The following is a 21793-nucleotide window of genomic DNA, read 5'->3' on the forward strand; positions in this document are numbered from 1 at the left end:
CGGACCAGCCCTGACCCTAGGCGATGGTCGGCAAAAGTCGATAGCGGGAATACCCGCGCTTTTCGCCTCCGAAGGCGTGGGTGAGCGCGGTGGGGAGCATCGCGGACCACTGCGCCGTCAGTGTATGAATCCCGGAGATGAGAAGCGCCTAGGGCACCGCCGTGGGACACGAAAAACAGCACACCGCACCGCAGAAGTCGTCACGATATAGGCGACCGGCCTCAAAACGGCACGTCACCGCTTTCACCCGCCGCCACAAGGAACCGGCCCACGACGTGTTTGCTGCCCGCCTTGTCGAACTCGATGGCCAGCTTGTCGCCCTCAACCGACATCACTTCGCCATAGCCGAATTTCTGGTGAAACACCCGGTCGCCGATGGAAAAGGCGCTGACGGCCTCTGCGTCGATGGTCATGGTCTTGGCCTCGGACGGCTGGCGCAGGCTTCGCTGGCCCTGGTTGGCCTGCAAGCGCCGCCAGCCCGGGGAATTGTAGACATCGGCCCGCGCCGCGCGGTCGTGCAGGTTGCTGCCCGCCATGCTCTGCTCGACCGGGCTGGCGCTGGCCGCCATCCCTCCCTGGTGGCCGTAGAGGCCGGGCGGCGTCAGGACCTCCACATGTTCCTCGGGCAATTCGTCGATGAAGCGGCTGGGCATCTGGCTTTGCCATTGGCCGTAGACGCGGCGGTTTCCGGCGAAGGAAATGGTGCAGACCTCTTCCGCCCGCGTGATGCCGACATAAGCCAGCCTCCGTTCTTCTTCGAGGCCGGTCAGGCCGCTCTCGTCCATGCTGCGCTGGGAGGGAAACAAGCCATCCTCCCAGCCCGGTAAGAAGATCGCGGGAAATTCCAGGCCCTTGGCCGCGTGCAGCGTCATCAGGGTGACTTTCGGCTCCGCATCATCGGATTCATTGTCCATGATAAGCGAGACATGTTCGAGAAACCCTTGCAGGTTCTCGAAGCTTTCCAGCGCCTTGACCAGTTCCTTGAGGTTCTCCAGCCGCCCCGGCGCCTCCGGCGTCTTGTCGTTTTGCCAATGGGCGGTGTAGCCGGATTCATCGAGGATAATCTCGGCCAGTTCAATATGGTTAATCCCATCAGGTGCACCCTCGACCAAGTGCTCGAACTCTCCGGCATTTGGCCCGTCGTCCTCTATCAGGTCACCGTCAATTGGGATCCTTTGAAAAGTAGGGCGCATCAATTGCCGCCAGCGCGCGATACCCTCGACCAGCTCACCCAGCGCTTTGCCGCCTTTCCCGCCAATGGCCTGCGCTCGCACGCACAGCCGCGCACCCTCCAGGAGGCTGACCCCGTTGGACCGCGCCATGCGGAAAATCGTCTGCTGCGCCTTGTCGCCGAGGCCCCGCTTGGGCGTATTCACGATCCGCTCGAAGGCCAGATCGTCGTCGGGTGATACGACGATCCGGAAATAGGCCATCGCGTCCCGGATCTCCATCCGCTCGTAAAAGCGCGGGCCGCCGATCACGCGGTAAGGCAGGCCGATGGTCAGGAACCGGTCCTCGAACGCGCGCATCTGGTGCGACGCGCGCACGAGGATCGCGATGGAGTTCGGGCCGATCGGGTCCATGCCTCGCGTGCCCTGGCCCATCGCCTCGATCTCTTCGCCGACCCAGCGGGCCTCCTCGTCCCCGTCCCAATGGCCGATCAGGCGGACCTTTTCGCCGTCTTCCCCGTCGGTCCAAAGCGTTTTTCCCAGTCGGCCCTTGTTGCCTGCGATCACACCGGACGCCGCCGCCAGAATATGCCCGGTGGAGCGGTAATTCTGCTCCAGCCGCACGACCTTCGCGCCGGGAAAATCCTTCTCGAACCGCAGGATGTTGCCCACCTCCGCGCCGCGCCAGCCGTAGATCGACTGGTCATCGTCACCCACACAACAGATGTTCTTGTGGCCCGCCGCCAGAAGCCGCAGCCACAGATATTGGGCGACGTTCGTGTCCTGATACTCATCCACGAGGATGTAGCGGAACCAGCGCTGGTATTGCGCCAGAAGGTCCTCGTTTTCCTGGAAGATGCGGATCATGTGCAGCAACAGATCGCCGAAATCGCACGCGTTCAGCTCCCTCAGGCGCTGCTGGTATTGCGCGTAAAGCTCCACGCCAAGGTGATTGAACGCGCCGTGATCCGCCGACGGCACCTTGTCGGGCAGAAGCGCGCGGTTCTTCCAGCCGTCGATGATCGAGCCCAGCGCGCGGGCGGGCCAGCGTTTTTCGTCAATGTCGGCGGCGATAATGAGTTGCTTGAGCAGCCGGTTCTGATCGTCGGTATCGAGGATGGTGAAGTTCGATTTCAGGTCCACGAGTTCCGCATGACGCCGCAAGAGCTTCACACAGATCGCATGGAACGTACCCAGCCACGGCATCCCTTCGGCCGGTTGGCCCAGCAGCTGGCCGACCCGGTTCTTCATCTCCCGCGCGGCCTTGTTGGTGAAGGTCACGGCCAGGATCTCGTTCGGGCGCGCGGTGCCGGTGGATAGCAGATGCGCGATCCGCGCGGTCAGGGCGCGGGTCTTGCCGGTGCCCGCACCCGCCAGCATCAGGACCGGACCTTCCAATTGCATGACCGCCTCGATCTGCGCGGGGTTCAGGCCATCCATATAGGGGGTCGCCCCACCGGGACGGGCGGCCATGGCGCGGGCGGCAAGCGACGAGGTCGCCGCCGCCTCGAACGCATCGGAATCGTCGTAACTGCTCATGGGCGCAAGAATAGGGTTTGTTGGCGCAAAGGGGAAGGTTTGTTCGCAGATTGTTCCGCTTGCGCGAATTGCGCCGTCGGACCGGGGCGCTGCCCCGGACCCCGAGGTATTTGGGAAGCAAAGAGGGGCGGGCGCAATTATCGTCGAATTTGATTGAGTTGCAGCCCCGGGGGCGGTTTTGTGCCGGGATGGATTTGCATGCACGCTACCCGGCCCTTCAGGACCTCAAGGCGCGCGCCCGGCGGCGCATCCCCCATTTCGTGTGGGAATACCTCGATAGCGCCACGGGGGCCGAAGCGACGGCGCGGCGCAATCGCGCGGCGCTCGACACGGTGCTGATGCGGCCCGCCGCTTTGCGGGGGGAGATTGTGCCGGATCTCGCCACGATCTTGCTCGGGCGCAACTATCCCGTCCCGTTCGGCATCGCACCCGTGGGCATGTCCGGGCTGATCTGGCCCGAGGCAGAGGTGCTCCTTGCCCGCCACGCCGCCGCCGCCGGCATTCCCTATTGCCTTTCGACCGTGGCGACGGTGGTGCCGGAGCGGATCGGCCCTGACGTCGGCGATCAGGGATGGTTCCAGATGTATCCGCCCAAGGCGCCCGAGATACGCGACGACATGCTCGCGCGCGCCAAGGCGGCTGGCTTTCACACGCTCGTGCTGACCGTTGACGTTCCCGCGGCCTCCCGCCGGGAACGCCAGATCCGGGGCGGGCTTGTGCAACCGCCCCGCCTGACCCCGCGCCTGCTGGCCCAGGTTGCGCGCTGCCCGGCCTGGGCCGCGGGCATCAGCGCGGGCGGCATGCCCCGAATGCGCCTGATGGACAGCTATGCCGCAGACCTGGCGAGGGGCCCCCTGCCCTCCACCGCCCATGTCGGCTACCTCCTGCGGGCCGCGCCGGATTGGGACTACGTCGCGACCTTGCGCGATCTCTGGGACGGGGCATTCATCCTCAAGGGCGTGATGGAGCCGGAGGTTGCGGGCCGCGCCGAAAGCCTCGGCGTCGATGCTATCTGGGTGTCGAACCATGCGGGTCGGCAATTCGACGGCGCACCGGGTGCGCTTGCGATCCTGCCCGAGATCCGCACCGCCACGTCCCTTCCGCTGATCTTCGACAGTGGCGTCGAGGGCGGGCTGGACGTGCTGCGCGCTCTGGCGATGGGTGCGGATTTCGTGATGATGGGGCGCGCGTGGCATTACGCGTTGGGCGCGTTGGGGCGCGACGGCCCGGCCCATTGGCACGATATCCTTGTCAAGGACATGGTGGCCAACATGGGCCAGATCGGGGCGCGAAACCTCTCCGACCTTTCCGCGCGCCTTATCCGCCCGCGGACAGGGCCAGCGTCCGATCCCTGAGCATCCGGGAATGTTGGGACATCACCAGCCTGAGCGCCGTGTTCACATGGACCACGCGGAACGCCACGTCTGCACGCGCCGCCGTCACCTCCAGCTCCCACTGATGCGTGTCCTCCACCCCGTCGCGGTCGATCACGATCACCATCGGCTCAAGGCCCCGCAAGACCGCGCCCGACACGGCCTGAACGATGCTGTCGCGCGCGCTGGCGGTATTGTCGAACCCCACTTCGATATAGTGGGTGTCGGTGATGCAATCGGCCCGGATGTAGCCCGCATCATCGACCAGCCGTATATCCGTGCGCACCTCATCCGTACCGCCGAACATGGCGGTGCAGATCGCGGCGGCGAGGAAAGGTTCGGCAAATCCGGTCATGGGCAATCGTTAACAAATCGTTAACGCGGCTGCCAGTGCAGCGTGCCGGACCGGTTAACGGGCGGGTGCGATGTCGGAGATACAAGCGCACCCGTCGCGATCGCAACTTGCCCTTCCGTAACGTGCCGCTTACCAATGCTGCAACTGCGAAAGGACACGCGACCGGTTCTACCGCATCACTGCGTGAGGGTGGTCTTGGCGCCCTACCGCTTCGCTACTTGAGGGCAGTCTTTCCGCCCTACCGCTTCGCTACTTGAGGGACGTGCACCCATGGCCGAATTCCAGAAAATCCTCGTTGCAAACCGTGGCGAGATTGCCATTCGCGTGATGCGCGCCGCCAACGAATTGGGCAAACGCACGGTCGCGGTTTATGCCGAGGAAGACAAACTCTCGCTGCACCGCTTCAAGGCCGATGAAGCCTACAAGATCGGTGAGGGTCTGGGGCCGGTTGCGGCCTATCTGAGCATCGAGGAAATCATCCGCGTCGCCAAGCAATGCGGCGCCGATGCGATCCATCCGGGCTACGGCCTGCTGTCGGAAAATCCCGAATTTGTCGATGCCTGCGCGGCGAACGGCATCACTTTCATCGGCCCCAGGGCCGAGACGATGCGCGCATTGGGCGACAAGGCCTCCGCGCGGCGCGTGGCGATCGAGGCGGGCGTGCCGGTCATCCCCGCCACCGAAGTCCTGGGCGACGACATGGCCGCCATCAAGAAGGAAGCGGCCGAGATCGGCTATCCCCTGATGCTCAAAGCGTCCTGGGGCGGCGGCGGGCGCGGCATGCGGCCCATCGCGTCGGAAGACGAGCTGGAGGAAAAGGTGCTGGAAGGCCGACGCGAGGCCGAAGCGGCCTTCGGCAACGGTGAAGGGTATCTCGAAAAGATGATCCTCCGCGCCCGCCACGTCGAAGTGCAGATCCTCGGCGATAGCCACGGCAATATCTACCACCTCTACGAACGCGATTGCTCCGTCCAGCGCCGCAACCAGAAGGTCGTGGAACGCGCCCCTGCTCCGTACCTAACCGACATGCAGCGCAATGAGATTTGCCTTCTGGGCAAGAAGATCTGCGAGCATGTGAACTACGAATGCGCGGGCACTGTCGAATTCCTGATGGATATGGAGACGGGCAATTTCTATTTCATCGAAGTGAACCCCCGCGTGCAGGTCGAACACACCGTGACCGAGGAAGTCACCGGCATCGACATCGTGCGCGCCCAGATCCTGATTGCAGAGGGCAAGATGCTCGCCGCCGCCACCGGCGTGGCCTCACAATATGACGTCAAGCTCGACGGCCACGCGATCCAGTGCCGCGTCACCACCGAAGACCCCGCCAACAACTTCATTCCCGATTATGGCCGCATCACCGCATATCGTGGGGCCACGGGCATGGGCATCCGCCTCGACGGCGGCACGGCCTATTCTGGTGCTGTCATCACCCGCTACTACGACTCCCTCCTTGAAAAAGTCACAGCCTGGGCCCCCACCCCCGACGCCGCCATCGCCCGTATGGACCGGGCGCTCCGTGAATTCCGTATTCGGGGCGTATCCACCAACATCGCCTTCGTGGAAAACCTGCTCAAGCACCCGACCTTCCTCAACTACCAATACCACACCAAGTTCATTGACGAGACGCCGGAGCTGTTCGATTTCCGCCCCCGCCGCGACCGCGCGACGAAAATCCTGCGCTACGTCGCAGACATCACCGTCAATGGGCACCCGGAAACCCAAGGCCGCCCCATGCCGCCGGCCGACATCAAACCTGCCCGCCCACCAAAGGTCTCCTATGACGCGCCGCCTCCGGGCACGCGCAATCTGCTGGACGACAAGGGGCCGGAGGCCGTCGCCAAGTGGATGAAGGCGCAGAAACAACTGCTGATCACCGACACCACCATGCGCGACGGGCATCAATCGCTTCTCGCCACGCGGATGCGCTCGCTCGACATGATCAAGGTGGCCCCCGCCTACGCCCACAACCTCTCCGGCCTCTTCTCCGTCGAATGCTGGGGCGGGGCCACCTTTGACGTGGCCTACCGCTTCTTGCAGGAATGCCCGTGGCAGCGCCTGCGCGACATTCGCGCGAAGATGCCCAACATCATGACGCAGATGCTGCTGCGCGCGTCCAACGGTGTGGGCTACACCAACTACCCCGACAACGTCGTGCAGGGCTTCGTCAAACAAGCCGCCGAGAGCGGCGTCGACGTCTTCCGCGTCTTCGACAGCCTCAACTGGGTGGAGAACATGCGTGTCGCCATGGACGCGGTGGGTGAGACCGGCAAGATCGTCGAAGGCACGATCTGCTACACCGGCAACATCCTCGACCCCGACCGCGCCAAGTATGACGTGAAATACTACGTCGATATGGCGAAGGAGCTTGAGAAGGCCGGCGCCCACGTCCTCGGCCTCAAGGACATGGCAGGCCTCCTGCGCCCCGCCGCAGCCGAGGTGCTGATCCCCGCTCTGAAAGACGCTGTCGACCTGCCCATCCACTTCCACACCCATGACACGGCCGGGTCCGCCTGCGGCACCATCCTGCGCGCATCCGAGGCGGGCGTGGACGCCGTCGATTGCGCCATGGATGCGCTCAGCGGCAATACATCCCAGGCCACCCTCGGCACCATCGTCGAAAGCCTGCGCTTCACCGAACGCGACACCGGGCTCGACATCGGCGCGATCCGTCAGATCTCCGACTATTGGGAGGCCGTCCGCGCCCATTACGCCGCATTCGAGTCCGGCATGCAGGCCCCAGCATCTGAGGTCTACCTCCATGAAATGCCCGGCGGCCAGTTCACCAACCTCAAGGCGCAGGCCCGCTCCATGGGCCTCGAAGAACGCTGGCACGAAGTGGCGCAGATGTACGCCGATGTGAACCAGATGTTCGGCGATATCGTGAAGGTCACGCCCTCCTCGAAGGTCGTCGGCGACATGGCCCTGATGATGGTGTCCCAGGGCCTCGACCGCGCGCAGGTCGAAGACCCTAACACCGAGGTCTCCTTCCCGGATTCCGTCATCGGAATGCTGCGCGGCGATCTGGGCCAGCCCCCCAACGGCTTCCCCAAGGCCATCGTGAAAAAGGCCCTCAAGGGCGAGAAGCCGAACCTTGAACGCCCCGGCAAACACCTCGACGCGGTCGACATGGAAGCCACCCGCGCACAATTGGCCGAGGAACTGGGGGTTGAGATCGACGACGAGGATCTCAACGGCTACCTCATGTACCCCAAGGTTTTCACCGACTACGCCACCCGCCACGCCGAATACGGCCCCGTCCGCACCCTGCCCACGAAAACCTTCTTCTACGGCATGGACCAGGGCGAAGAGATCGAGGCCGAGATCGACCCCGGCGTCACTCTTGTGATCCGTCTGGTGGCCGTGGGCGAAACCAATGACGAAGGCGAGGTCCGCGTGTTCTTCGAACTCAACGGCCAACCCCGCACCATCCGTGTCCCCAACCGGCTGGTCGCGTCCGCCACTGCCAAACGCCCCAAGGCCGAGGCCGGGAATGCCAACCACATCGGCGCGCCGATGCCCGGTGTCGTGGCTTCCGTCGGCGTGCAACCGGGCCAAAAGGTCGCCGCAGGCACGCTTCTGCTGACCATCGAGGCGATGAAGATGGAGACGGGCCTCCACGCCGAGAAGGATGCCACGATCAAGGCGGTCCACGTCACCCCGGGCGGCCAGATCGACGCGAAGGACCTGCTGGTGGAGTTGGAATAAGCCGATGGAGACCCAAACCTATCTTGCCTTTCTTGCCTTGGTCGCGGTTGTGCTGGTCACGCCCGGCCCGTCCGTCACACTCAGCCTCGTGCATGGCGCAAAATTTGGCGCTGGCCGCGCGGGGCTGACGGCGTTGGGCGACATCTCGGCAAACATGATCCAGATGATTGCCGCCGTCGCAGGACTTGGCCTCATCCTGTCGCAATCGGCGATCCTGTTCTCTATCATCAAGATCGCTGGCGTGGCCTACCTGGCCTGGCTTGGCCTGTCGATGATCCGGCGCTCGTTCAAGAACGCGACGCGCTCCCACAACTTGCCCGCCACGCGCGGCTTGACCCCTCTCGGCCAACTTCGTCAAGGCTTCATCGTGGCTGGCACCTCCCCCAAAGCGATCTTGTTTTACGGGGCCCTTTTCCCCCAATTCATCGACCCTACGATGGATGTCCTGCCGCAATTCCTGCTTCTAGCAGCCACCTGCGCCTTCCTCGATTTCTGCATCATCTGGGCCTATGGCGCACTGGCCGCCCTCGGCGCCGAGCGGATGCAAGGCGACACAGCCACCCGTTGGATCGACCGTCTCGGCGGCACGGCCATGCTCGCCGCAGCCGGACATATCGCACGGATGGAACGCTAGGGGTGTTCTCTACACCCGTCCTCGGCTTCCCGCTTCCCGCAGCTCTAAGCCTCCTCGCGGCCATTCCGCTAGCAGCGCAGACCCTCTGTCAAACCTCACCATCCACCCTATCGCTCTACGACCCCATCCCGGCCCGCGAGAGCTTCCCGATCCTGACCCGCAATACCTTCGCTACAGACGGCACCGCCCCCGAGCATCTCGATGTCGCCGTCCTTCTGCCGGGCCACCTCACCCCCGATTGCCCCACCGGCTCCATCGAGCCGATGCGCGGCGTCCGCGCCCTGGGTGACGGGCGATACGAAGGCACCGTGGTCCACAATTCCATGTCCTTCCACAGTCACCTCTTTGGTGAGACGTTCACTTTCACCACGGATGACGTCTGGGATTGGCAGCTTCTAGCCACAGACGATGGAGGCCGCCTCTACGGCGCCTTTCGCCTGCGCAATTCCGCGCGCCTGGCGGTGGATGGCGGAGCCATATATCTGCAACTTGTGCCTGACATCATGCCGCCCGACTGGAATTGAGATCACGGGCTCAATTTCCTAATATTTCCTTAACGAAAACGTCTTTATGGATTGTTTTCTGATACTTAACCCACCTTATCAACCGTGATAACCTGCCATTCCCGCCCCCTTGCCCCACAGCGCCCCTTGGGCCACCCTCCCCCATATGGGAGAGCATTTCGACAAGGCCCTGATCTTCACTGATCTGCATATCGTGTCCGAGGGCGAGACGATCATCGGCCTCGACCCGCTGGCGCGTTTTTCCGAAGGCCTTGCCCACGCCCTCGACCGCCATCCTGACGCGCAGCACCTGATCCTGCTTGGCGATCTGACACATACCGGGGCGCAGGCGGAATATGACCGGCTGATCCCCGTCCTTGCCGATTGCCCCGTTCCGATCACCGTTACGATGGGCAATCACGACACCCGCGCAATCCTCGGCGCGGCCTTCCCCGGCGCCCTGAATGCGGATGGTTTTGCCCAGACCGCGCTCGACCTTGGTCCGCTGCGCCTCCTGGTCCTCGACACCCACGACGATGACGGGCAGGCCCCGTTGGAGCATGACGGCTGGTTATGCAAGACGCGGCTGGCCTGGCTGGATGCGGAACTGGCCCGCGCGGCACGGGACGGCCGCGACGTGGTGGTCTTCACCCACCATCCCCCCTGCCCCGTCGGCTTCTGGGCGATGGATGCCATCGGTCTGGCCAATGCGGACGCCCTTCTCGACCGCCTGCACGCCGCACCCCATGTGAAGCACCTGATCTGCGGCCATATCCACCGCACGATCCACGCCAGCGCGGGCGGGTTGCCCGTGACGATCCTCAAGAGCCCGTGCCACCAGAACCCCATGATTTTGGGCCAGGGCACCTTCGCGGATTCGGTGGATGAGCCCGGGGCCTATGGCATCCTGTTGGCGCTCGACGACACAATCGTTGTCCATACCGAGGATTTCGCGCTCTCCTCGGGCAAGGTGCAACGCTACAAATGACTTCGGGCAATATGCGCTGTCGCCCGAAGCCACAATCATCGACCCTATTGCAACGGCGCGCCGCCGACCTGGCGATCGTAGAAGAACAACCGATAGTCCCCCGGCGCCCCTGAACCGAGGAAGAAAAGCGTCAGGTCGATGGTCGGTCCCGCCTCGTCCCCGTCCCAATTCGCGGAATTGGAGTAATTGTTACGCAGGCTATCCCCCACGCTGCGCCCGATCGGCAGAAGCGGCAGGCCCTCGGGACCGACCAGACCGAACGCGGTGTTGCGGAAGAAGACCTGGTTTTCGCCCACTTCGTTGTTTTGGCGCAGGTTTGCCGACGGCACGACCTCCACCTCCACGCGCACGATGTTGGTACCCTCCATCGCGGTGATGCGGCCCATGACCTCCTCCCGACTCAACCGATCTTCGGTGGTCAGCTCGGACGTGGTGGAGATCGCGTTGATCTTGATGTCGTAGAAGCTCGCCGCACTGGGCATCTCGCTGAGCGGCTGGTTCAGGTCGATGGGGATCTGGATCGCGGAGGCCCCTTCGCCGATGGTCAGCGTCGCCTCCGTCGCTCCGGCGGGCACGAGGAACATCGCGTCATAATAGGCGCCCGCCGTTTCCTCGGGGAAGTCCCTGGGGCGTCGCGCGCTGAGGGAGGGCGCGCCGCGTTCGATCTCGGGCAGGGAATCGACCCGGCCCCACGCTTGCCGCGCATCGGTTTCGGTGGCCAGTTGCAGGCCGATATCACCGGCTCGGATGCTGACGCGATCCAGATCGTCATTCCACGCGACCGTGAAATCGAGGTTGATGTAGATGAAATCGTGGTCACTGCCGCTTTCGTAGATATGCGTCGCACAGCAGGGGGAGGCCATGTCGGTGTCAATGTTGGGCAATGTATCGAACCGCGTCACGCTCATCGCGGCAAGGGTCAGCGCCTCGGTCTGAGCGAACGCGGGGGCCGACAACACGGCAAGGGTCAGGCCAGTGCCCAGTGTATTCAATAATTTCATAAAACTCGTCTCCAGATGTTGAAGGGGAATGTTGGAACATTGCGGGAGCGCCGGTCAATCCTCGTGCGCATGCATCGTCCGGCCGGCCAAGAATTTAGGGAATAGGCAGAGGACAACGACGAAAATCCTCCTCTTGCAGTGGATGCGCATGGCGCGGCCGAACCCATCTTGGGCGGCGGTGTTCGCACACACTCTGCCGTGAACGAGGGGGACCCGGAAAGGCGGGAATTTCCCCCTTGCGCGGCGCGCGAAGTCTTTATAGATAGCCCGAACATCAGGAACGCGGGTGTAGCTCAGGGGTAGAGCATAACCTTGCCAAGGTTAGGGTCGTGAGTTCGAATCTCATCACCCGCTCCAGATGTCCCGATCGGGAAATGTCAGGGTCGCCATTTCGGCGGCCCTTCGTCGTTTTGCGCCCCGTCCCGCACGGCAACACCTTCGCCCCGTTACAACGCGCGCCCCATTCCGCCCCTTCCCAGCGCCCGACCCGATGCCTATAACCGCCGCCGACGACAGGAGTTTTGCGCATGCGCACCGCCCAGATCACCCGCAAGACCGCGGAAACGGACATCTCGGTCGAGATCAATCTCGACGGGACCGGACGCTATGAAAACGCGACCGGTATCGGCTTTTTCGACCACATGCTGGACCAGTTGGCCCGCCACGGCCTAATCGACATGACTGTATCCTGCGCGGGCGATCTGCACATCGACGACCACCATAGCGTGGAGGATGTGGGCATCGCCCTTGGTCAGGCGCTGACCCAGGCAATAGGCGACAAGCGCGGTATCCGGCGCTATGGGGAATGCCACCTGCCGATGGATGACGCCCTCGTCCGCGCGGCGCTGGATTTGAGCGGCCGTCCCTACCTGGTTTGGGACGTCGAGATGCCTACTGCCAAGATCGGCACATTCGACACCGAATTGGTACGGGAGTTCTTTCAGGCGCTCGCGACCCACGGCGGCATCACGCTGCATGTCACGGCACTCGCCGGCATCAACTCCCACCACATTGCGGAGGCTGCGTTCAAGGCCGTGGCGCGCGCCCTGCGCGATGCATTGGAGACAGATTCGCGCAAGGATGATGCGATCCCGTCGACCAAGGGCAGCCTCTAGGGGCGTCCCCGTTTCCGGCGAAGGGCGGCACCATGACCATCGTTTTGATCGACTACGACGCGGGCAACCTGCACTCCGCCGAAAAGGCGTTGCAGCGCATGGCGGCGGAGGGTGATGCGGGCGATCTGATCGTCACCGCCGACCCCGAAACCGTGGCCCGCGCCGATCGGATCGTGTTGCCCGGCGACGGTGCCTTTCCGGCGTGCCGACGCGGCCTGCAAGCCATCGACGGGCTGGAAGACGCGATCCTGCACGCGGTCGAGGATAAGGGGAGACCGTTCCTCGGCATCTGCGTGGGGATGCAGATGATGGCGCGCCTGGGACTGGAATACGAAGAGGTCGCTGGCTTCGGCTGGATCGACGGCGTGGTGGACCGGATCGCACCCGACGACCCGGCGCTGAAGATCCCGCACATGGGGTGGAACGACCTCAAGATCGACGTGCAGCACCCTGTTCTGGAAGGAATTTCGTCAGGGGACCACGCCTATTTCGTGCATTCCTACGCCATGCGCGTCTCGACCCCCGCGCACCGCCTCGCCCATGTCGCGTATGGCGGCGACGTCACGGCGATCGTGGGGCGCGACACTATGATCGGAACGCAATTCCACCCGGAAAAGAGCCAATCCGCGGGCCTGCGCCTGATCGCGAATTTCCTGGCCTGGCGACCCTGATCCCGGACGGGATGCCGATGCTTAAACCGGCTATTGGCGACCTGTCGTTTTGGGCAGGGCGCTGCCGCCACAGCTCCTCAAAACGACGTACGGGGCCGCTTTTGCGGTTCCAATTTCTCCGCGACCCGGTAGCCTTCACGTATTCGTGAGCACGTATATTCGAAGGAGTTCCACCTTGATCCGTCTGCTTGTCGCCGTTTTCGCCCTGATCGGGCTTGCGGCCTGTACCCCCACCACCACGGTGGTCGGTGCCAACACCTATTCCAGCGCCAGCTGTTTCACCGGCCCCCATGTGCTTGATCTGGACGTGCGCGTTCCCGCCTCCTACGGCCCGGTCAGCGAGCTGCGCCAATTGGCCAACGGTCCGCGTGGACTGGAATTCACCTGCAACCTCGTGGGTTATGGATACCCCGTGCAGGATACCGATTACCCGATTTACCTCGGCGAAGTTTACGGCGGCACGGCTGGCCTGTGCGTGAGTGCCGTGACCACGAACCGGGGCCGCGTTTTGTCTTGCGCCACCGCCGATCAGGTCCGCGCTGCCATCAATGCGCCGCTTGGAAGTCCGGGCGCCACGATCCGCCTGACAAGATGGCAATCCTATCCATCCAGTTGACACGACACGTAAAGGGGCGGCCCACGGGCCGCCCTTTCATTGAGTGGATCGACGGATTTACTGGACCCGTACCCAGGTTTGGCGCGCGCAGATCAGGCCACCGGCAACGCAGCCGCGCAGGGTGATCTGGTTGCCGTTCAGGTTCATGCGACCGATATAGATGCGGTCGTTGGATGGCCGCCAGACGGAGCCCTCATATTCCCCACCGCCGGTCGGAACCATATCGATCACGATCTGACGTCCGATATTCGGGCTCTGATACTGACCCGACGAATCGTAGGTTCGGGTGATCGTGCCGCACACCGCGTTGCCGCAGGGCGAAATCGTCACGTGGGCGTAGGCACCGTCATCCACTTCGGTCTGCCAGACTCCTTCCGCCGGATCGGCGAGGGCCGCACCGGCCATGGCCATCAACGCGGCAGCGGCGGCCAGAATTGTCTTTTTCATGTCCTTGATCTCCCTTGTCTCCTCTGACCGGGATCATTTCGTGCGCACCTTCCTGTGGCAAGCGTGACGTTGCGACCCTATGGTCGCGTGGGCGCGCCGATGTCGGTCAGCATGGAGCCGTCCCGCCCATCGGCGCGCGCCAAGGGCTAGCGCTGGATATTGTCATCCATCCAGGCATTCACATCCGGGCCGCCAACGGCCGCCAATTGCGTTTCTCCACCCCCAAACCACAGGACAACGGGACCGTACGGGGTTTTCTCCAGCGGACCACCCGGCCCGTTATCAAGCGGACCACCGGGCCCGAAATCGTCTTCGTTGATGGGCAGCATGAAGCCGTCGCCATCCGGGCCCTTGCCGGTGAGGCGTCGCCAAAAGCGTTTCAGCCAGCCGACCTTCTTCTGCTCCCCTTCCCCATTTCCCTTGGACCCAGACACGTCTTCCAATGCCGTCGTATCCCCATCGGTACTCGTGGCGTCTTCGGCGTTGGGCAGTTTTCCGTTCTCAAGGTCGTTTAACGCCTTGCGCATGGCCTTTCTGCCTTTGGTCGTCGACATATCGTAGTTCAGGACCACCACGGCAGACTCGTCTGTCCCTGAGTTCACGGAAATGAAAATCTGACCACTCATTTGTGAATCGCCGCCCTCCGTTGTCCAGGTTTTGGCGTGGTAGGAGGTCTCGCCCTTGGTGCCCTCATTGGGCGAATGCCACTGGGTTTGCTTGTCGCCGCCGTCGAGATCAGACGCATCGTGCTCATTCGGCGTCCCGGCCCATTCGCCAGCGCCGGAATTGCTACCGTTTGAGCTGTCAGTCGGGGTGTTCGGAGTATCAGACAAGAATTCTTCCTTTCATAAAATGGATTAACCTCAACATCTTGCGAGTGATCCTGTTACACGCCAAGCGTTTTTTGATGACGTACCGTCTTGCACCCGCACTGCGCATGGGGGAAAAGCCGCGCCGCAGCCAAGCCGACAGGAATGCACAATGATCCTCTACCCCGCCATCGACCTGAAAGACGGCAATGCCGTGCGCCTTGTGCGTGGAGAGATGTCGGAGGCGACGGTCTTCAACACCGATCCCGCCGCACAGGCGCGCGCATTTCAGGATGCGGGATGTGAGTGGCTCCATCTGGTGGACCTGAACGGCGCATTTGCCGGTGCCCCGGTGAATGGCGCGGCGGTGGAGGCGATCCTGTCCGCCACAAATGTGCCCACACAGCTTGGAGGCGGCATCCGCGACATCGCCACGATCGAGATGTGGCTGTCCCGCGGCATCGCCCGCGTGATCCTCGGCACGGTGGCCGTGGAAAACCCCGATCTCGTGCGACAGGCCGCGAAGGCGTTCCCCGGCCAAATCGCTGTCGGCATCGACGCCCGCAAGGGCCGCGTCGCCACGAAGGGATGGGCGGAGGAGACGGATGTTATGGTCACCGACCTCGCCCGCGCCTTCGAGGATGCCGGCGTGGCGGCCATCATCTACACCGATATCGACCGCGACGGCGCCATGGGCGGCCCTAATGTCACCGCCACCGCGGACCTTGCGCGCGCCACATCCATCCCCGTCATCGCGTCGGGCGGCGTGTCCTCCCTCGCCGATCTTCGGGCGCTCAAGGCCACTGATGTGATCGCGGGCGCGATATCGGGCCGCGCGCTTTACGACGGCGCTCTGGACCTGTCCGAGGCGTTGGCGGCGTTGCGCTGAATCAAAGACACGCCCGGCGGTAAGGAAATCCCCCAGTGGCGCACCCGTCGCGACGTCCCCAAGTGAAAAACAGGAGGTGGGCAAAGCGATGGGTTACGCATTGATGTATTTCGTCGGTCTTTTGGGTCCCGTCCTCCTCGTCGGCGCGGGCCTATTCAGCTGGTCATATCTCACCCACAGCGCAGCCCTTGCACGCATCCTGCACTGGTTTGCCCTCTGTGCGGGCGCGATCCTGACAATCGTGACCGCCGCACTGGTCTACGCATTGACGGATTGCTTCGGGAACATCCTCTACGGCATGACCCATTGCGCGCGGCTCTCGGTCGAGACGGGAAACGCAATTCTCGCCGCCAACTGGATCGCCTATCTTACCGCAATCGTGCTGACGCTGCTGATCGTGCTGACAGGGATCGTCATGGGTTTGTTGCACGACACCGCGCAAGCACGTGAGGGGCAGAAGGCGGACGAGCCCCCTCGCTCCCCCCACCTTCCCCCCGCGCGTCTGATCCCCTAAGACAAGCCCATGTTGAAGACCCGTATCATTCCCTGCCTAGACGTGGCCGAGGGGCGCACCGTGAAGGGCGTGAACTTCGTCGATCTGATCGACGCAGGCGATCCCGTCGAACAGGCCCGCGCCTATGACCTCGCAGGCGCGGATGAGCTGTGTTTCCTCGACATCAAGGCCACCCACGAAAACCGCGGCACGATGTACGACCTTGCCACCCGAACGGCGGAGCAATGTTTTATGCCGCTCACCATCGGCGGCGGCGTACGGACGGTCGAAGATGTACGCAACCTGCTGTTGGCGGGGGCCGACAAGGTCTCGTTCAATTCCGCCGCCGTGGCCGACCCCGATTGCATCGCGCGCGCCGCAGATAAATTCGGCAGCCAATGCATCGTCTGCGCCATCGACGCAAAGACCGTGGCGCCCGGGAAATGGGAAATCTTCACCCATGGTGGGCGCAAATCCACCGGCATCGACGCCGTGGAATTTGCGAAGACCGTAACCGCCAAGGGTGCCGGTGAAATCCTGCTGACCTCCATGGATCGTGACGGCACGAAGGCGGGCTTCAACCTGCCCCTGACCCGCGCCGTCAGTGATGCCGTGAATGTCCCCGTCATTGCATCGGGCGGCGTCGGCACGCTTGATCACCTCGTCGAAGGCGTGACCGAAGGCGGCGCGTCTGCTGTCCTCGCTGCGTCTATCTTTCACTTCGGCACCTATACGATCGGTCAGGCCAAGGCCCACATGGCCGCCGCCGGTATCCCCATGAGGTTGACATGAGCATCCATGACCTTGCCGCGACGCTTGAGGCCCGCAAATCCGCTGACCCCGACAGCTCCTGGACCGCCAAGCTGTTGGCCCAAGGACCCGAGAAATGCGCGGAGAAGTTCGGGGAAGAGGCCGTTGAGGCGATCATCGAGGCGGTGAAAGGCGACCGGGCGGCCCTGACGTCGGAGGCTGCGGATGCGCTCTACCACCTGCTTGTCATGTGTGCCGCTCGCGACGTGAGCCTTGCCGATATCGAAGCGGAACTGGAACGCCGCAGCGCACAGTCCGGCCTGGCAGAGAAAGCCTCCCGTGGCTGACACGATCTATTTCTACGCCCAGACCGATCCCTACGCGGAGTTTTCCAACTTCGCGCCCTTCGGGGTGGAGATGGACGGCGTCTATTGGCGGACCGTCGAGCACTACTTTCAGGCGATGAAATTCCACGATGCGGCGTACCGTGACCGCATCCGCTCCGCCTCAAAACCCAAGGACGCCAAAGCCCTTGGCATGACCCGCGCGATCCCGCTGCGATCTGATTGGGAGGAAGTGAAGGATGACATCATGTATTCCGCCGTCTCGTGCAAATTCCGCACCCATCCGGGCCCAAGGGACTTGCTGCTCGGCACCGGTGACGCCCGCATCGTCGAAAACGCGATCTCGGATTATTACTGGGGCGGCGGACAGGACGGCTCCGGCCTGAACAAACTGGGTGAAATCCTGATGCGCGTCCGTGACGAGTTGCGCGCCGCCTAGCCCCGCCGCGATTCGGGGGGCCGGGTCAAGGATCGCGCTCGCGACCGCGCCTTGGCGCGGCTTGTCCTTGACGCAGACGCCGACTCGCAGATCAGGCTCGATCTGGCCTGTTTCCGGCACACCTGTCCGGAAACGGCCTCTCAGCACTGCATCCCTGCGACGCCAAACTGTGCGCAGCCCGGCGATGGTCCCCCGCGCGCCGACGGGCCGCTTGCGGCCCCCGGCGCGCCACGCCCAAAGGGCGCCAACATCGCGCGCAAGCGCGTGGCGGCGATCGCGGGAGCGTGCGGCTCACAGCTTCGAGGAGATGATCCCGGTATTGAACCCACCCATCCGAAGCTCGCCGAACAGGCGTTGATATTCGATCTTCGGGCAGCGGTTCTGGATTACGGTCAGACCCTCCGCCTCGGCCTTCGCCGCCGCCTCTCCGTGAGATACACCGATCTGCATCCAAATAACCTTGGGACGGACCGGCAGGGCCAGGGCGGCATCCACGATGTCGGGGACGAATTCGGACCGGCGGAAAATGTCGATCACGTCCACCGGTCCCGGCATCGCCGCCAGATCCTCCACCACCTCCGCCCCGAACAGGATTTTGCCCGCATGGACCGGATTGACCGGCACCACGTCGAAGCCTTTGAGCTTCAGGTAGCGCGCGACGTAATGGGAGGGGCGGACGGGATTGGGGGAGACGCCGACACAGGCAAAGCTCTTCACCTCGCGCAGGACGCGCCGCAGCAGATCGTCTGAGGGATGCTCGCTCATGCCAAAACGCTAGCAGACAAAAAAGGCGCCCGCATCGGGTTTTACCGGCGGGCGCAGTTCTGGAACGAGGGACAGTGATGGGCGCGCGACGTTCCAAGATCGCGGCGCCTCCCAAAGATATGGGGTCGGCCCAGCCCCTCGGGTAGGGGGAACGACGAAAACGTGATGAGACAGCTATCCCAGGATGCCGGGCCAGTTCGCATCCCCGTCCCGGATCGCATCGGGCAATAGCCTGAGCCAGCGGCGGCGGATGCGCAGGGAATAGTTCAAGAACAACCGTCCATCGACCACGGACCAGGCTTCGGGCACCGTATCCGCCACGTAGCCACGGGCGGCGGCAAACGCGCAATACCCGCCATAGGCGGGCGCGTAGGCCCCGGGATTGTCTTCAAAGAGGGCGCGGTTTTCGGCGTTTGCGAAATGCCAGGTCGCGCCATTCCACTCTAGCGCAAAGTCCGCGTGACCCTGAACCGGATCGTCGCCGTCTGCCAGACCGAAATAGGCCACCGGATCGGCCCCGTTGATCGCCACGCCATCGGTCGCGAAAACCTGCGGTTCCATCGCCCGTGCGCGACCGGCCAGAAGCACGGATGGGGCTGTCGCGGCCAGGAGGCCAAGAACTGTGCGGCGTGTCGGCATAATCATAAAACCCTGTCAGAGACGCGTCTGCGCGAAATGTGCGACAGGACCGCCGCGATTGGAACCCGACCTGACCAAGCTGTTATCCCGCGTGAGGGTGCGCCTAGTCAAAAATATCCTCGATAAGGTCGAACGCATCTTCAAAGACGTCTCCGAACGCCTTCTTCCACTTGGACTTGCGCTTTTTCTTCTTCGCCTTACGCGGCCGCTCCGGCAGGCCGAGGCCGTGGGGCGCGGGCCGTTCGGGAGAGCGTTTGACAGTCTCACGCCGCTTTTCGGGCGGCTTGAGCCATTTCATCTCGTGCAGGGGCGCGCCGCAGGCCCCACAGGCCAGCTCGTGTCCGTCACGCGCGGTGAATTTCAGCGTCTGGCGTCGCCCGCAATAACAGCAGGTCGCGATCTTGGTGTTGATTGGCATGCCCTATCCTCTTGTCAGAGCATATAGGGCAACGGCGGCTGCGTTTGAGACGTTGAGCGATCCAAAATCACGTGCGAAGGGAATTTTCGCCAATTCGTCGCAGAGCGCCCGGGTCCGGTCCCGCAAACCCGGTCCCTCGGCCCCCATCACCAGCGCGACATGGCCCTCTGCATGGCGCTTGGCGATCACGTCGATCTCCTCCGCGCCCTCTTCGGCGAGGCCGACCATCCAGAACCCGTCGGATTTCAGCGCCTCCATCGCGTCGCCCAGATTGCCGACGCGCGCATAGGGCATCCGCTCCAGCGCGCCCGAGGCCGTCTTGGCAAGCGCCCCGGTTTCTGGCGCGGAATGCCGGGCGGGTGCGATGACGGCATTGGCCCCGAACACCTCGGCGGAGCGCAGGATGGCCCCGACATTATGGGGGTCGGACACGCGGTCCAGCAGCACGATCACCGACCTACCGGCACCGTCGCCCCGGGCCAATGCGCGCCAGTCGCCCCAATCCAGCGGCTTCACCTCCACCGCCGCGCCCTGGTGGACGGAGCCCGGATCGAGCGGCACGGGGAATTTACGCGGATCGACGATTTCGGGCGCGATCCCGCGCCCGGCGATGCTGTCGGACAGCTTGTCGGCGGCGTTGCGACTGACCACGAGGCGGCGGATCTCTCGCGCTGGGTTGGCCAGCGCATCACGCACCGCGTGCAGCCCAAAAAGCCATAAGGTTTCGGCCGCCGCGGCGCGCTTCCCGCGTTCCTTGTCGACCACCCATGTCGGTTTCTTGGCCATGTTCACCTCCGCAGGCATCCTTGCGGGAGCGCGCGGAGGAGCGCAAGCTGACCCAATCTGCAATCTTGGGGGAATGTGCCATGAAACTTGCAACACTCAAGATCCCGGTCGCCGACCTGGAGCGGGCGAATGCGTTCTACGCCGTGCTGTTCGAGAGGGAGCCGGTCTTCACGGCCGCCGAATTCGGCTGGACTCAATTCGACCTCGAAGGGCTGCCGCTCGCGCTTTACGACCCAAGCAAAAGCAACCATGGCGGCGAGCCGGGACACGACTTGGACTTTCACCTGGCCAGCGAGGCGATCAAGGCCGTGCGTGACCGGATCGTGCCCCATGCACCCGACGCCACAATCCACGCAAATGCCGATGGCAGTCGCTCGTTGGAGCTGTCAGACCCGGACGGAAACAAGCTTACAATCATGGCGGCGTGAGGCGCGGTTTTGAGGCTTGACCCCCCGCGCGCGCGCCGATATTCCGCCCCCACGCCGGAGCAATCCGGCCCCGGTGGGCGACAGGCCGCAAGGTGTGGCAGGGGACTGTAACTCCCTCGAGGCGACTCACGCCTGGTTCGATTCCAGGGTCGCCCACCATTCTCCAACATCACATCAGATGCGTCAGACCGGTCAAGTCAGCCGCGCGTAGATGTCGCCGGAATTTGCATCGTCGGGCAAATCCGAGATGTAGTGGCAGATCGCATCGGGCGACAGCCACGCATCGTGTTGCAGCATATGCTCCTCCCCCAGGCTGAAATTGAATTCGTAGCGGCCGAGGTCCAGCAACCGCGCCACGCAATCCAATGCGACCTCGCGCTGGATCGTGGTCAATTCGAACGAAAGGGCCGGCAACGGGCGGTCGAGGCCACGAAGGACGTCCAATTCGAAGCCCTCCACGTCGATCTTGGTGAAGTCCGGCATGCCGTGGCGCGCGATCAACGTCTCCAGCGTCGTGACCGGCACACGCAATGCGTCGTCCCAGCTTTGCTCCCGCCAGCCAATCGCACCCCGGGCTGCGTCGACCAGCGCGAGAGAGCCAGTGGAGATCGTGGGGTTGGCGGAATTGACGTAAAACGTCATCTCCCCCGCCGATGCGCCGAGCGCGCTTTGCAGCAACGAGGCCTCTTTGCATCCGCCGTAGAGGAGCTGCAGGGCGCGGAACATGTTCGGTTGCGGCTCCACCGTCACGACCCGCGCCCCGAGGCGCAGGAACGACCCGGTCCGATCCCCCAGATGCGCGCCGATATCAAAGGCAAGCCCGCCTTTCGAAACGAATTGCGCGTTCAGTCGGTCCATTCGCGCCGTCCGGGCGCTGTCGCGATAATAGACATCGAAGGACCGATGCAGGG

The 21793-nt window shown here is 63.6% G+C and carries 24 protein-coding genes and 2 tRNA genes; 16 read left to right on the top strand and 10 right to left on the bottom strand.

All coding sequences use genetic code 11. The annotated features are described in order from the left end of the window. Positions 1 to 221 precede the first annotated feature (221 nt). Complete coding sequence (locus tag KUW62_RS09975; protein ID WP_224815334.1) at positions 222 to 2708, bottom strand: ATP-dependent helicase; 2487 nt, start codon at positions 2706 to 2708, stop codon at positions 222 to 224. 188 nt (positions 2709 to 2896) lie between these two features. Here KUW62_RS09975 and KUW62_RS09980 point away from each other — a divergent pair, with 188 nt between their 5' ends. Next, the gene (locus KUW62_RS09980) at positions 2897 to 4063 is read left to right on the top strand and encodes an alpha-hydroxy acid oxidase (protein ID WP_224815335.1); all 1167 of its coding nucleotides are present in this window, start codon (positions 2897 to 2899) and stop codon (positions 4061 to 4063) included. On the opposite strand, the gene KUW62_RS09985 is transcribed toward KUW62_RS09980, so the two are convergent. After that, entirely contained in the window at positions 4026 to 4436 is a 411-nt protein-coding gene (locus KUW62_RS09985; RefSeq protein ID WP_224815336.1) for a hypothetical protein, read from the bottom strand. The genes KUW62_RS09980 and KUW62_RS09985 overlap by 38 nt on opposite strands. Positions 4437 to 4706: 270 nt before the next feature. Between KUW62_RS09985 and KUW62_RS09990 the strand changes: the two genes are divergently transcribed. The 4 genes from KUW62_RS09990 (at position 4707) to KUW62_RS10005 (ending at position 10272) form a co-directional block, all read left to right on the top strand. Continuing rightward, complete coding sequence (locus tag KUW62_RS09990) at positions 4707 to 8147, top strand: pyruvate carboxylase (RefSeq protein WP_224815337.1); 3441 nt, start codon at positions 4707 to 4709, stop codon at positions 8145 to 8147. A 4-nt stretch (positions 8148 to 8151) separates the two neighbouring features. Continuing rightward, the gene (locus KUW62_RS09995; protein ID WP_224815338.1) at positions 8152 to 8781 is read left to right on the top strand and encodes a LysE family translocator; all 630 of its coding nucleotides are present in this window, start codon (positions 8152 to 8154) and stop codon (positions 8779 to 8781) included. Between the two features lie 2 nt (positions 8782 to 8783). Then, a complete protein-coding gene (locus KUW62_RS10000; RefSeq protein WP_224815339.1) occupies positions 8784 to 9305 on the top strand; it encodes a hypothetical protein in 522 nt (173 codons plus the stop codon). A gap of 145 nt (positions 9306 to 9450) precedes the next feature. Further along, positions 9451 to 10272 carry a metallophosphoesterase gene (locus tag KUW62_RS10005; protein WP_224815340.1) on the top strand — a complete coding sequence of 274 codons (822 nt, stop codon included), beginning with the start codon at positions 9451 to 9453 and terminating at the stop codon, positions 10270 to 10272. 44 nt (positions 10273 to 10316) lie between these two features. Here the strand turns inward: KUW62_RS10005 and KUW62_RS10010 are convergent, their stop codons facing one another. After that, complete coding sequence (locus tag KUW62_RS10010; protein ID WP_224815341.1) at positions 10317 to 11273, bottom strand: hypothetical protein; 957 nt, start codon at positions 11271 to 11273, stop codon at positions 10317 to 10319. A gap of 282 nt (positions 11274 to 11555) precedes the next feature. On the opposite strand from KUW62_RS10010, the gene KUW62_RS10015 reads away from it, so the two are divergent. The 4 genes from KUW62_RS10015 to KUW62_RS10030 all read left to right on the top strand — a co-directional run bounded on the left by KUW62_RS10015 (position 11556) and on the right by KUW62_RS10030 (position 13675). After that, positions 11556 to 11630 (top strand) — tRNA-Gly (locus tag KUW62_RS10015). Between the two features lie 170 nt (positions 11631 to 11800). Beyond that, complete coding sequence (gene hisB, locus KUW62_RS10020) at positions 11801 to 12388, top strand: imidazoleglycerol-phosphate dehydratase HisB (RefSeq protein ID WP_224815342.1); 588 nt, start codon at positions 11801 to 11803, stop codon at positions 12386 to 12388. Positions 12389 to 12420: 32 nt separating this feature from the next. Next, positions 12421 to 13059 carry an imidazole glycerol phosphate synthase subunit HisH gene (gene hisH / locus KUW62_RS10025; RefSeq protein ID WP_224815343.1) on the top strand — a complete coding sequence of 213 codons (639 nt, stop codon included), beginning with the start codon at positions 12421 to 12423 and terminating at the stop codon, positions 13057 to 13059. A gap of 175 nt (positions 13060 to 13234) precedes the next feature. Continuing rightward, positions 13235 to 13675: a hypothetical protein gene (locus KUW62_RS10030; RefSeq protein WP_224815344.1), complete on the top strand. Its 441-nt coding sequence runs from the start codon at positions 13235 to 13237 to the stop codon at positions 13673 to 13675. A 57-nt stretch (positions 13676 to 13732) separates the two neighbouring features. Here the strand turns inward: KUW62_RS10030 and KUW62_RS10035 are convergent, their stop codons facing one another. Both KUW62_RS10035 and KUW62_RS10040 read right to left on the bottom strand, forming a co-directional pair. Then, complete coding sequence (locus KUW62_RS10035; protein ID WP_224815345.1) at positions 13733 to 14122, bottom strand: DUF2147 domain-containing protein; 390 nt, start codon at positions 14120 to 14122, stop codon at positions 13733 to 13735. A gap of 146 nt (positions 14123 to 14268) precedes the next feature. Then, the gene (locus KUW62_RS10040) at positions 14269 to 14955 is read right to left on the bottom strand and encodes a hypothetical protein (protein WP_224815346.1); all 687 of its coding nucleotides are present in this window, start codon (positions 14953 to 14955) and stop codon (positions 14269 to 14271) included. Positions 14956 to 15103: 148 nt separating this feature from the next. Here KUW62_RS10040 and hisA point away from each other — a divergent pair, with 148 nt between their 5' ends. The 5 genes from hisA (at position 15104) to KUW62_RS10065 (ending at position 17846) form a co-directional block, all read left to right on the top strand. Then, on the top strand, positions 15104 to 15820 hold the full coding sequence (gene hisA / locus KUW62_RS10045; protein WP_224815347.1) for a 1-(5-phosphoribosyl)-5-[(5-phosphoribosylamino)methylideneamino]imidazole-4-carboxamide isomerase: 717 nt from the start codon (positions 15104 to 15106) through the stop codon (positions 15818 to 15820). Positions 15821 to 15908: 88 nt separating this feature from the next. Further along, positions 15909 to 16334 (top strand): hypothetical protein, encoded by a 426-nt coding sequence (locus KUW62_RS10050; RefSeq protein ID WP_224815348.1) that lies wholly within the window; start codon positions 15909 to 15911, stop codon positions 16332 to 16334. 9 nt (positions 16335 to 16343) lie between these two features. Then, on the top strand, positions 16344 to 17105 hold the full coding sequence (gene hisF, locus KUW62_RS10055; protein ID WP_224815349.1) for an imidazole glycerol phosphate synthase subunit HisF: 762 nt from the start codon (positions 16344 to 16346) through the stop codon (positions 17103 to 17105). Further along, positions 17102 to 17410: a phosphoribosyl-ATP diphosphatase gene (locus KUW62_RS10060; RefSeq protein WP_224815350.1), complete on the top strand. Its 309-nt coding sequence runs from the start codon at positions 17102 to 17104 to the stop codon at positions 17408 to 17410. Before hisF ends, KUW62_RS10060 begins: the two co-directional genes overlap by 4 nt. Beyond that, positions 17403 to 17846, top strand: coding sequence for an NADAR family protein (locus tag KUW62_RS10065; protein WP_224815351.1), 444 nt, complete (start codon positions 17403 to 17405; stop codon positions 17844 to 17846). Before KUW62_RS10060 ends, KUW62_RS10065 begins: the two co-directional genes overlap by 8 nt. A gap of 291 nt (positions 17847 to 18137) precedes the next feature. Here KUW62_RS10065 and KUW62_RS10070 read toward each other — a convergent pair whose 3' ends face one another. The 4 genes from KUW62_RS10070 to rlmB form a co-directional block, all read right to left on the bottom strand. Continuing rightward, a complete protein-coding gene (locus KUW62_RS10070) occupies positions 18138 to 18611 on the bottom strand; it encodes a CoA-binding protein (protein WP_224815352.1) in 474 nt (157 codons plus the stop codon). Positions 18612 to 18785: 174 nt separating this feature from the next. Then, positions 18786 to 19250: a YHS domain-containing (seleno)protein gene (locus KUW62_RS10075; RefSeq protein ID WP_224815353.1), complete on the bottom strand. Its 465-nt coding sequence runs from the start codon at positions 19248 to 19250 to the stop codon at positions 18786 to 18788. Positions 19251 to 19353: 103 nt separating this feature from the next. Next, the gene (locus KUW62_RS10080; protein WP_224815354.1) at positions 19354 to 19668 is read right to left on the bottom strand and encodes a hypothetical protein; all 315 of its coding nucleotides are present in this window, start codon (positions 19666 to 19668) and stop codon (positions 19354 to 19356) included. Between the two features lie 3 nt (positions 19669 to 19671). Then, positions 19672 to 20454: a 23S rRNA (guanosine(2251)-2'-O)-methyltransferase RlmB gene (gene rlmB / locus KUW62_RS10085; RefSeq protein ID WP_224815355.1), complete on the bottom strand. Its 783-nt coding sequence runs from the start codon at positions 20452 to 20454 to the stop codon at positions 19672 to 19674. 80 nt (positions 20455 to 20534) lie between these two features. On the opposite strand from rlmB, the gene KUW62_RS10090 reads away from it, so the two are divergent. After that, positions 20535 to 20882, top strand: a complete 348-nt coding sequence (locus KUW62_RS10090; RefSeq protein ID WP_224815356.1) for a VOC family protein — start codon at positions 20535 to 20537, stop codon at positions 20880 to 20882. A gap of 75 nt (positions 20883 to 20957) precedes the next feature. Next, positions 20958 to 21041, top strand: a tRNA-Tyr gene (locus KUW62_RS10095). Between the two features lie 33 nt (positions 21042 to 21074). Here KUW62_RS10095 and KUW62_RS10100 read toward each other — a convergent pair. Then, positions 21075 to 21740 carry an FkbM family methyltransferase gene (locus tag KUW62_RS10100; RefSeq protein WP_224815357.1) on the bottom strand — a complete coding sequence of 222 codons (666 nt, stop codon included), beginning with the start codon at positions 21738 to 21740 and terminating at the stop codon, positions 21075 to 21077. Positions 21741 to 21793: the final 53 nt, after the last annotated feature.

The organism is Hasllibacter sp. MH4015, assembly GCF_020177575.1.
Lineage (GTDB): Bacteria > Pseudomonadota > Alphaproteobacteria > Rhodobacterales > Rhodobacteraceae > Gymnodinialimonas.

Coding starts and splice junctions, on each gene's coding strand:
- KUW62_RS09975 (WP_224815334.1), bottom strand. CDS start 2,708: ATGAGCAGTTACGACGATTCCGATGCGTTCGAGGCGGCGGCGACCTCG.
- KUW62_RS09980 (WP_224815335.1), top strand. CDS start 2,897: ATGGATTTGCATGCACGCTACCCGGCCCTTCAGGACCTCAAGGCGCGC.
- KUW62_RS09985 (WP_224815336.1), bottom strand. CDS start 4,436: ATGACCGGATTTGCCGAACCTTTCCTCGCCGCCGCGATCTGCACCGCC.
- KUW62_RS09990 (WP_224815337.1), top strand. CDS start 4,707: ATGGCCGAATTCCAGAAAATCCTCGTTGCAAACCGTGGCGAGATTGCC.
- KUW62_RS09995 (WP_224815338.1), top strand. CDS start 8,152: ATGGAGACCCAAACCTATCTTGCCTTTCTTGCCTTGGTCGCGGTTGTG.
- KUW62_RS10005 (WP_224815340.1), top strand. CDS start 9,451: ATGGGAGAGCATTTCGACAAGGCCCTGATCTTCACTGATCTGCATATC.
- KUW62_RS10010 (WP_224815341.1), bottom strand. CDS start 11,273: ATGAAATTATTGAATACACTGGGCACTGGCCTGACCCTTGCCGTGTTG.
- hisB (WP_224815342.1), top strand. CDS start 11,801: ATGCGCACCGCCCAGATCACCCGCAAGACCGCGGAAACGGACATCTCG.
- hisH (WP_224815343.1), top strand. CDS start 12,421: ATGACCATCGTTTTGATCGACTACGACGCGGGCAACCTGCACTCCGCC.
- KUW62_RS10035 (WP_224815345.1), bottom strand. CDS start 14,122: ATGAAAAAGACAATTCTGGCCGCCGCTGCCGCGTTGATGGCCATGGCC.
- hisA (WP_224815347.1), top strand. CDS start 15,104: ATGATCCTCTACCCCGCCATCGACCTGAAAGACGGCAATGCCGTGCGC.
- KUW62_RS10050 (WP_224815348.1), top strand. CDS start 15,909: ATGGGTTACGCATTGATGTATTTCGTCGGTCTTTTGGGTCCCGTCCTC.
- hisF (WP_224815349.1), top strand. CDS start 16,344: ATGTTGAAGACCCGTATCATTCCCTGCCTAGACGTGGCCGAGGGGCGC.
- KUW62_RS10060 (WP_224815350.1), top strand. CDS start 17,102: ATGAGCATCCATGACCTTGCCGCGACGCTTGAGGCCCGCAAATCCGCT.
- KUW62_RS10070 (WP_224815352.1), bottom strand. CDS start 18,611: ATGAGCGAGCATCCCTCAGACGATCTGCTGCGGCGCGTCCTGCGCGAG.
- KUW62_RS10075 (WP_224815353.1), bottom strand. CDS start 19,250: ATGCCGACACGCCGCACAGTTCTTGGCCTCCTGGCCGCGACAGCCCCA.
- KUW62_RS10080 (WP_224815354.1), bottom strand. CDS start 19,668: ATGCCAATCAACACCAAGATCGCGACCTGCTGTTATTGCGGGCGACGC.
- rlmB (WP_224815355.1), bottom strand. CDS start 20,454: ATGGCCAAGAAACCGACATGGGTGGTCGACAAGGAACGCGGGAAGCGC.
- KUW62_RS10090 (WP_224815356.1), top strand. CDS start 20,535: ATGAAACTTGCAACACTCAAGATCCCGGTCGCCGACCTGGAGCGGGCG.
- KUW62_RS10100 (WP_224815357.1), bottom strand. CDS start 21,740: ATGGACCGACTGAACGCGCAATTCGTTTCGAAAGGCGGGCTTGCCTTT.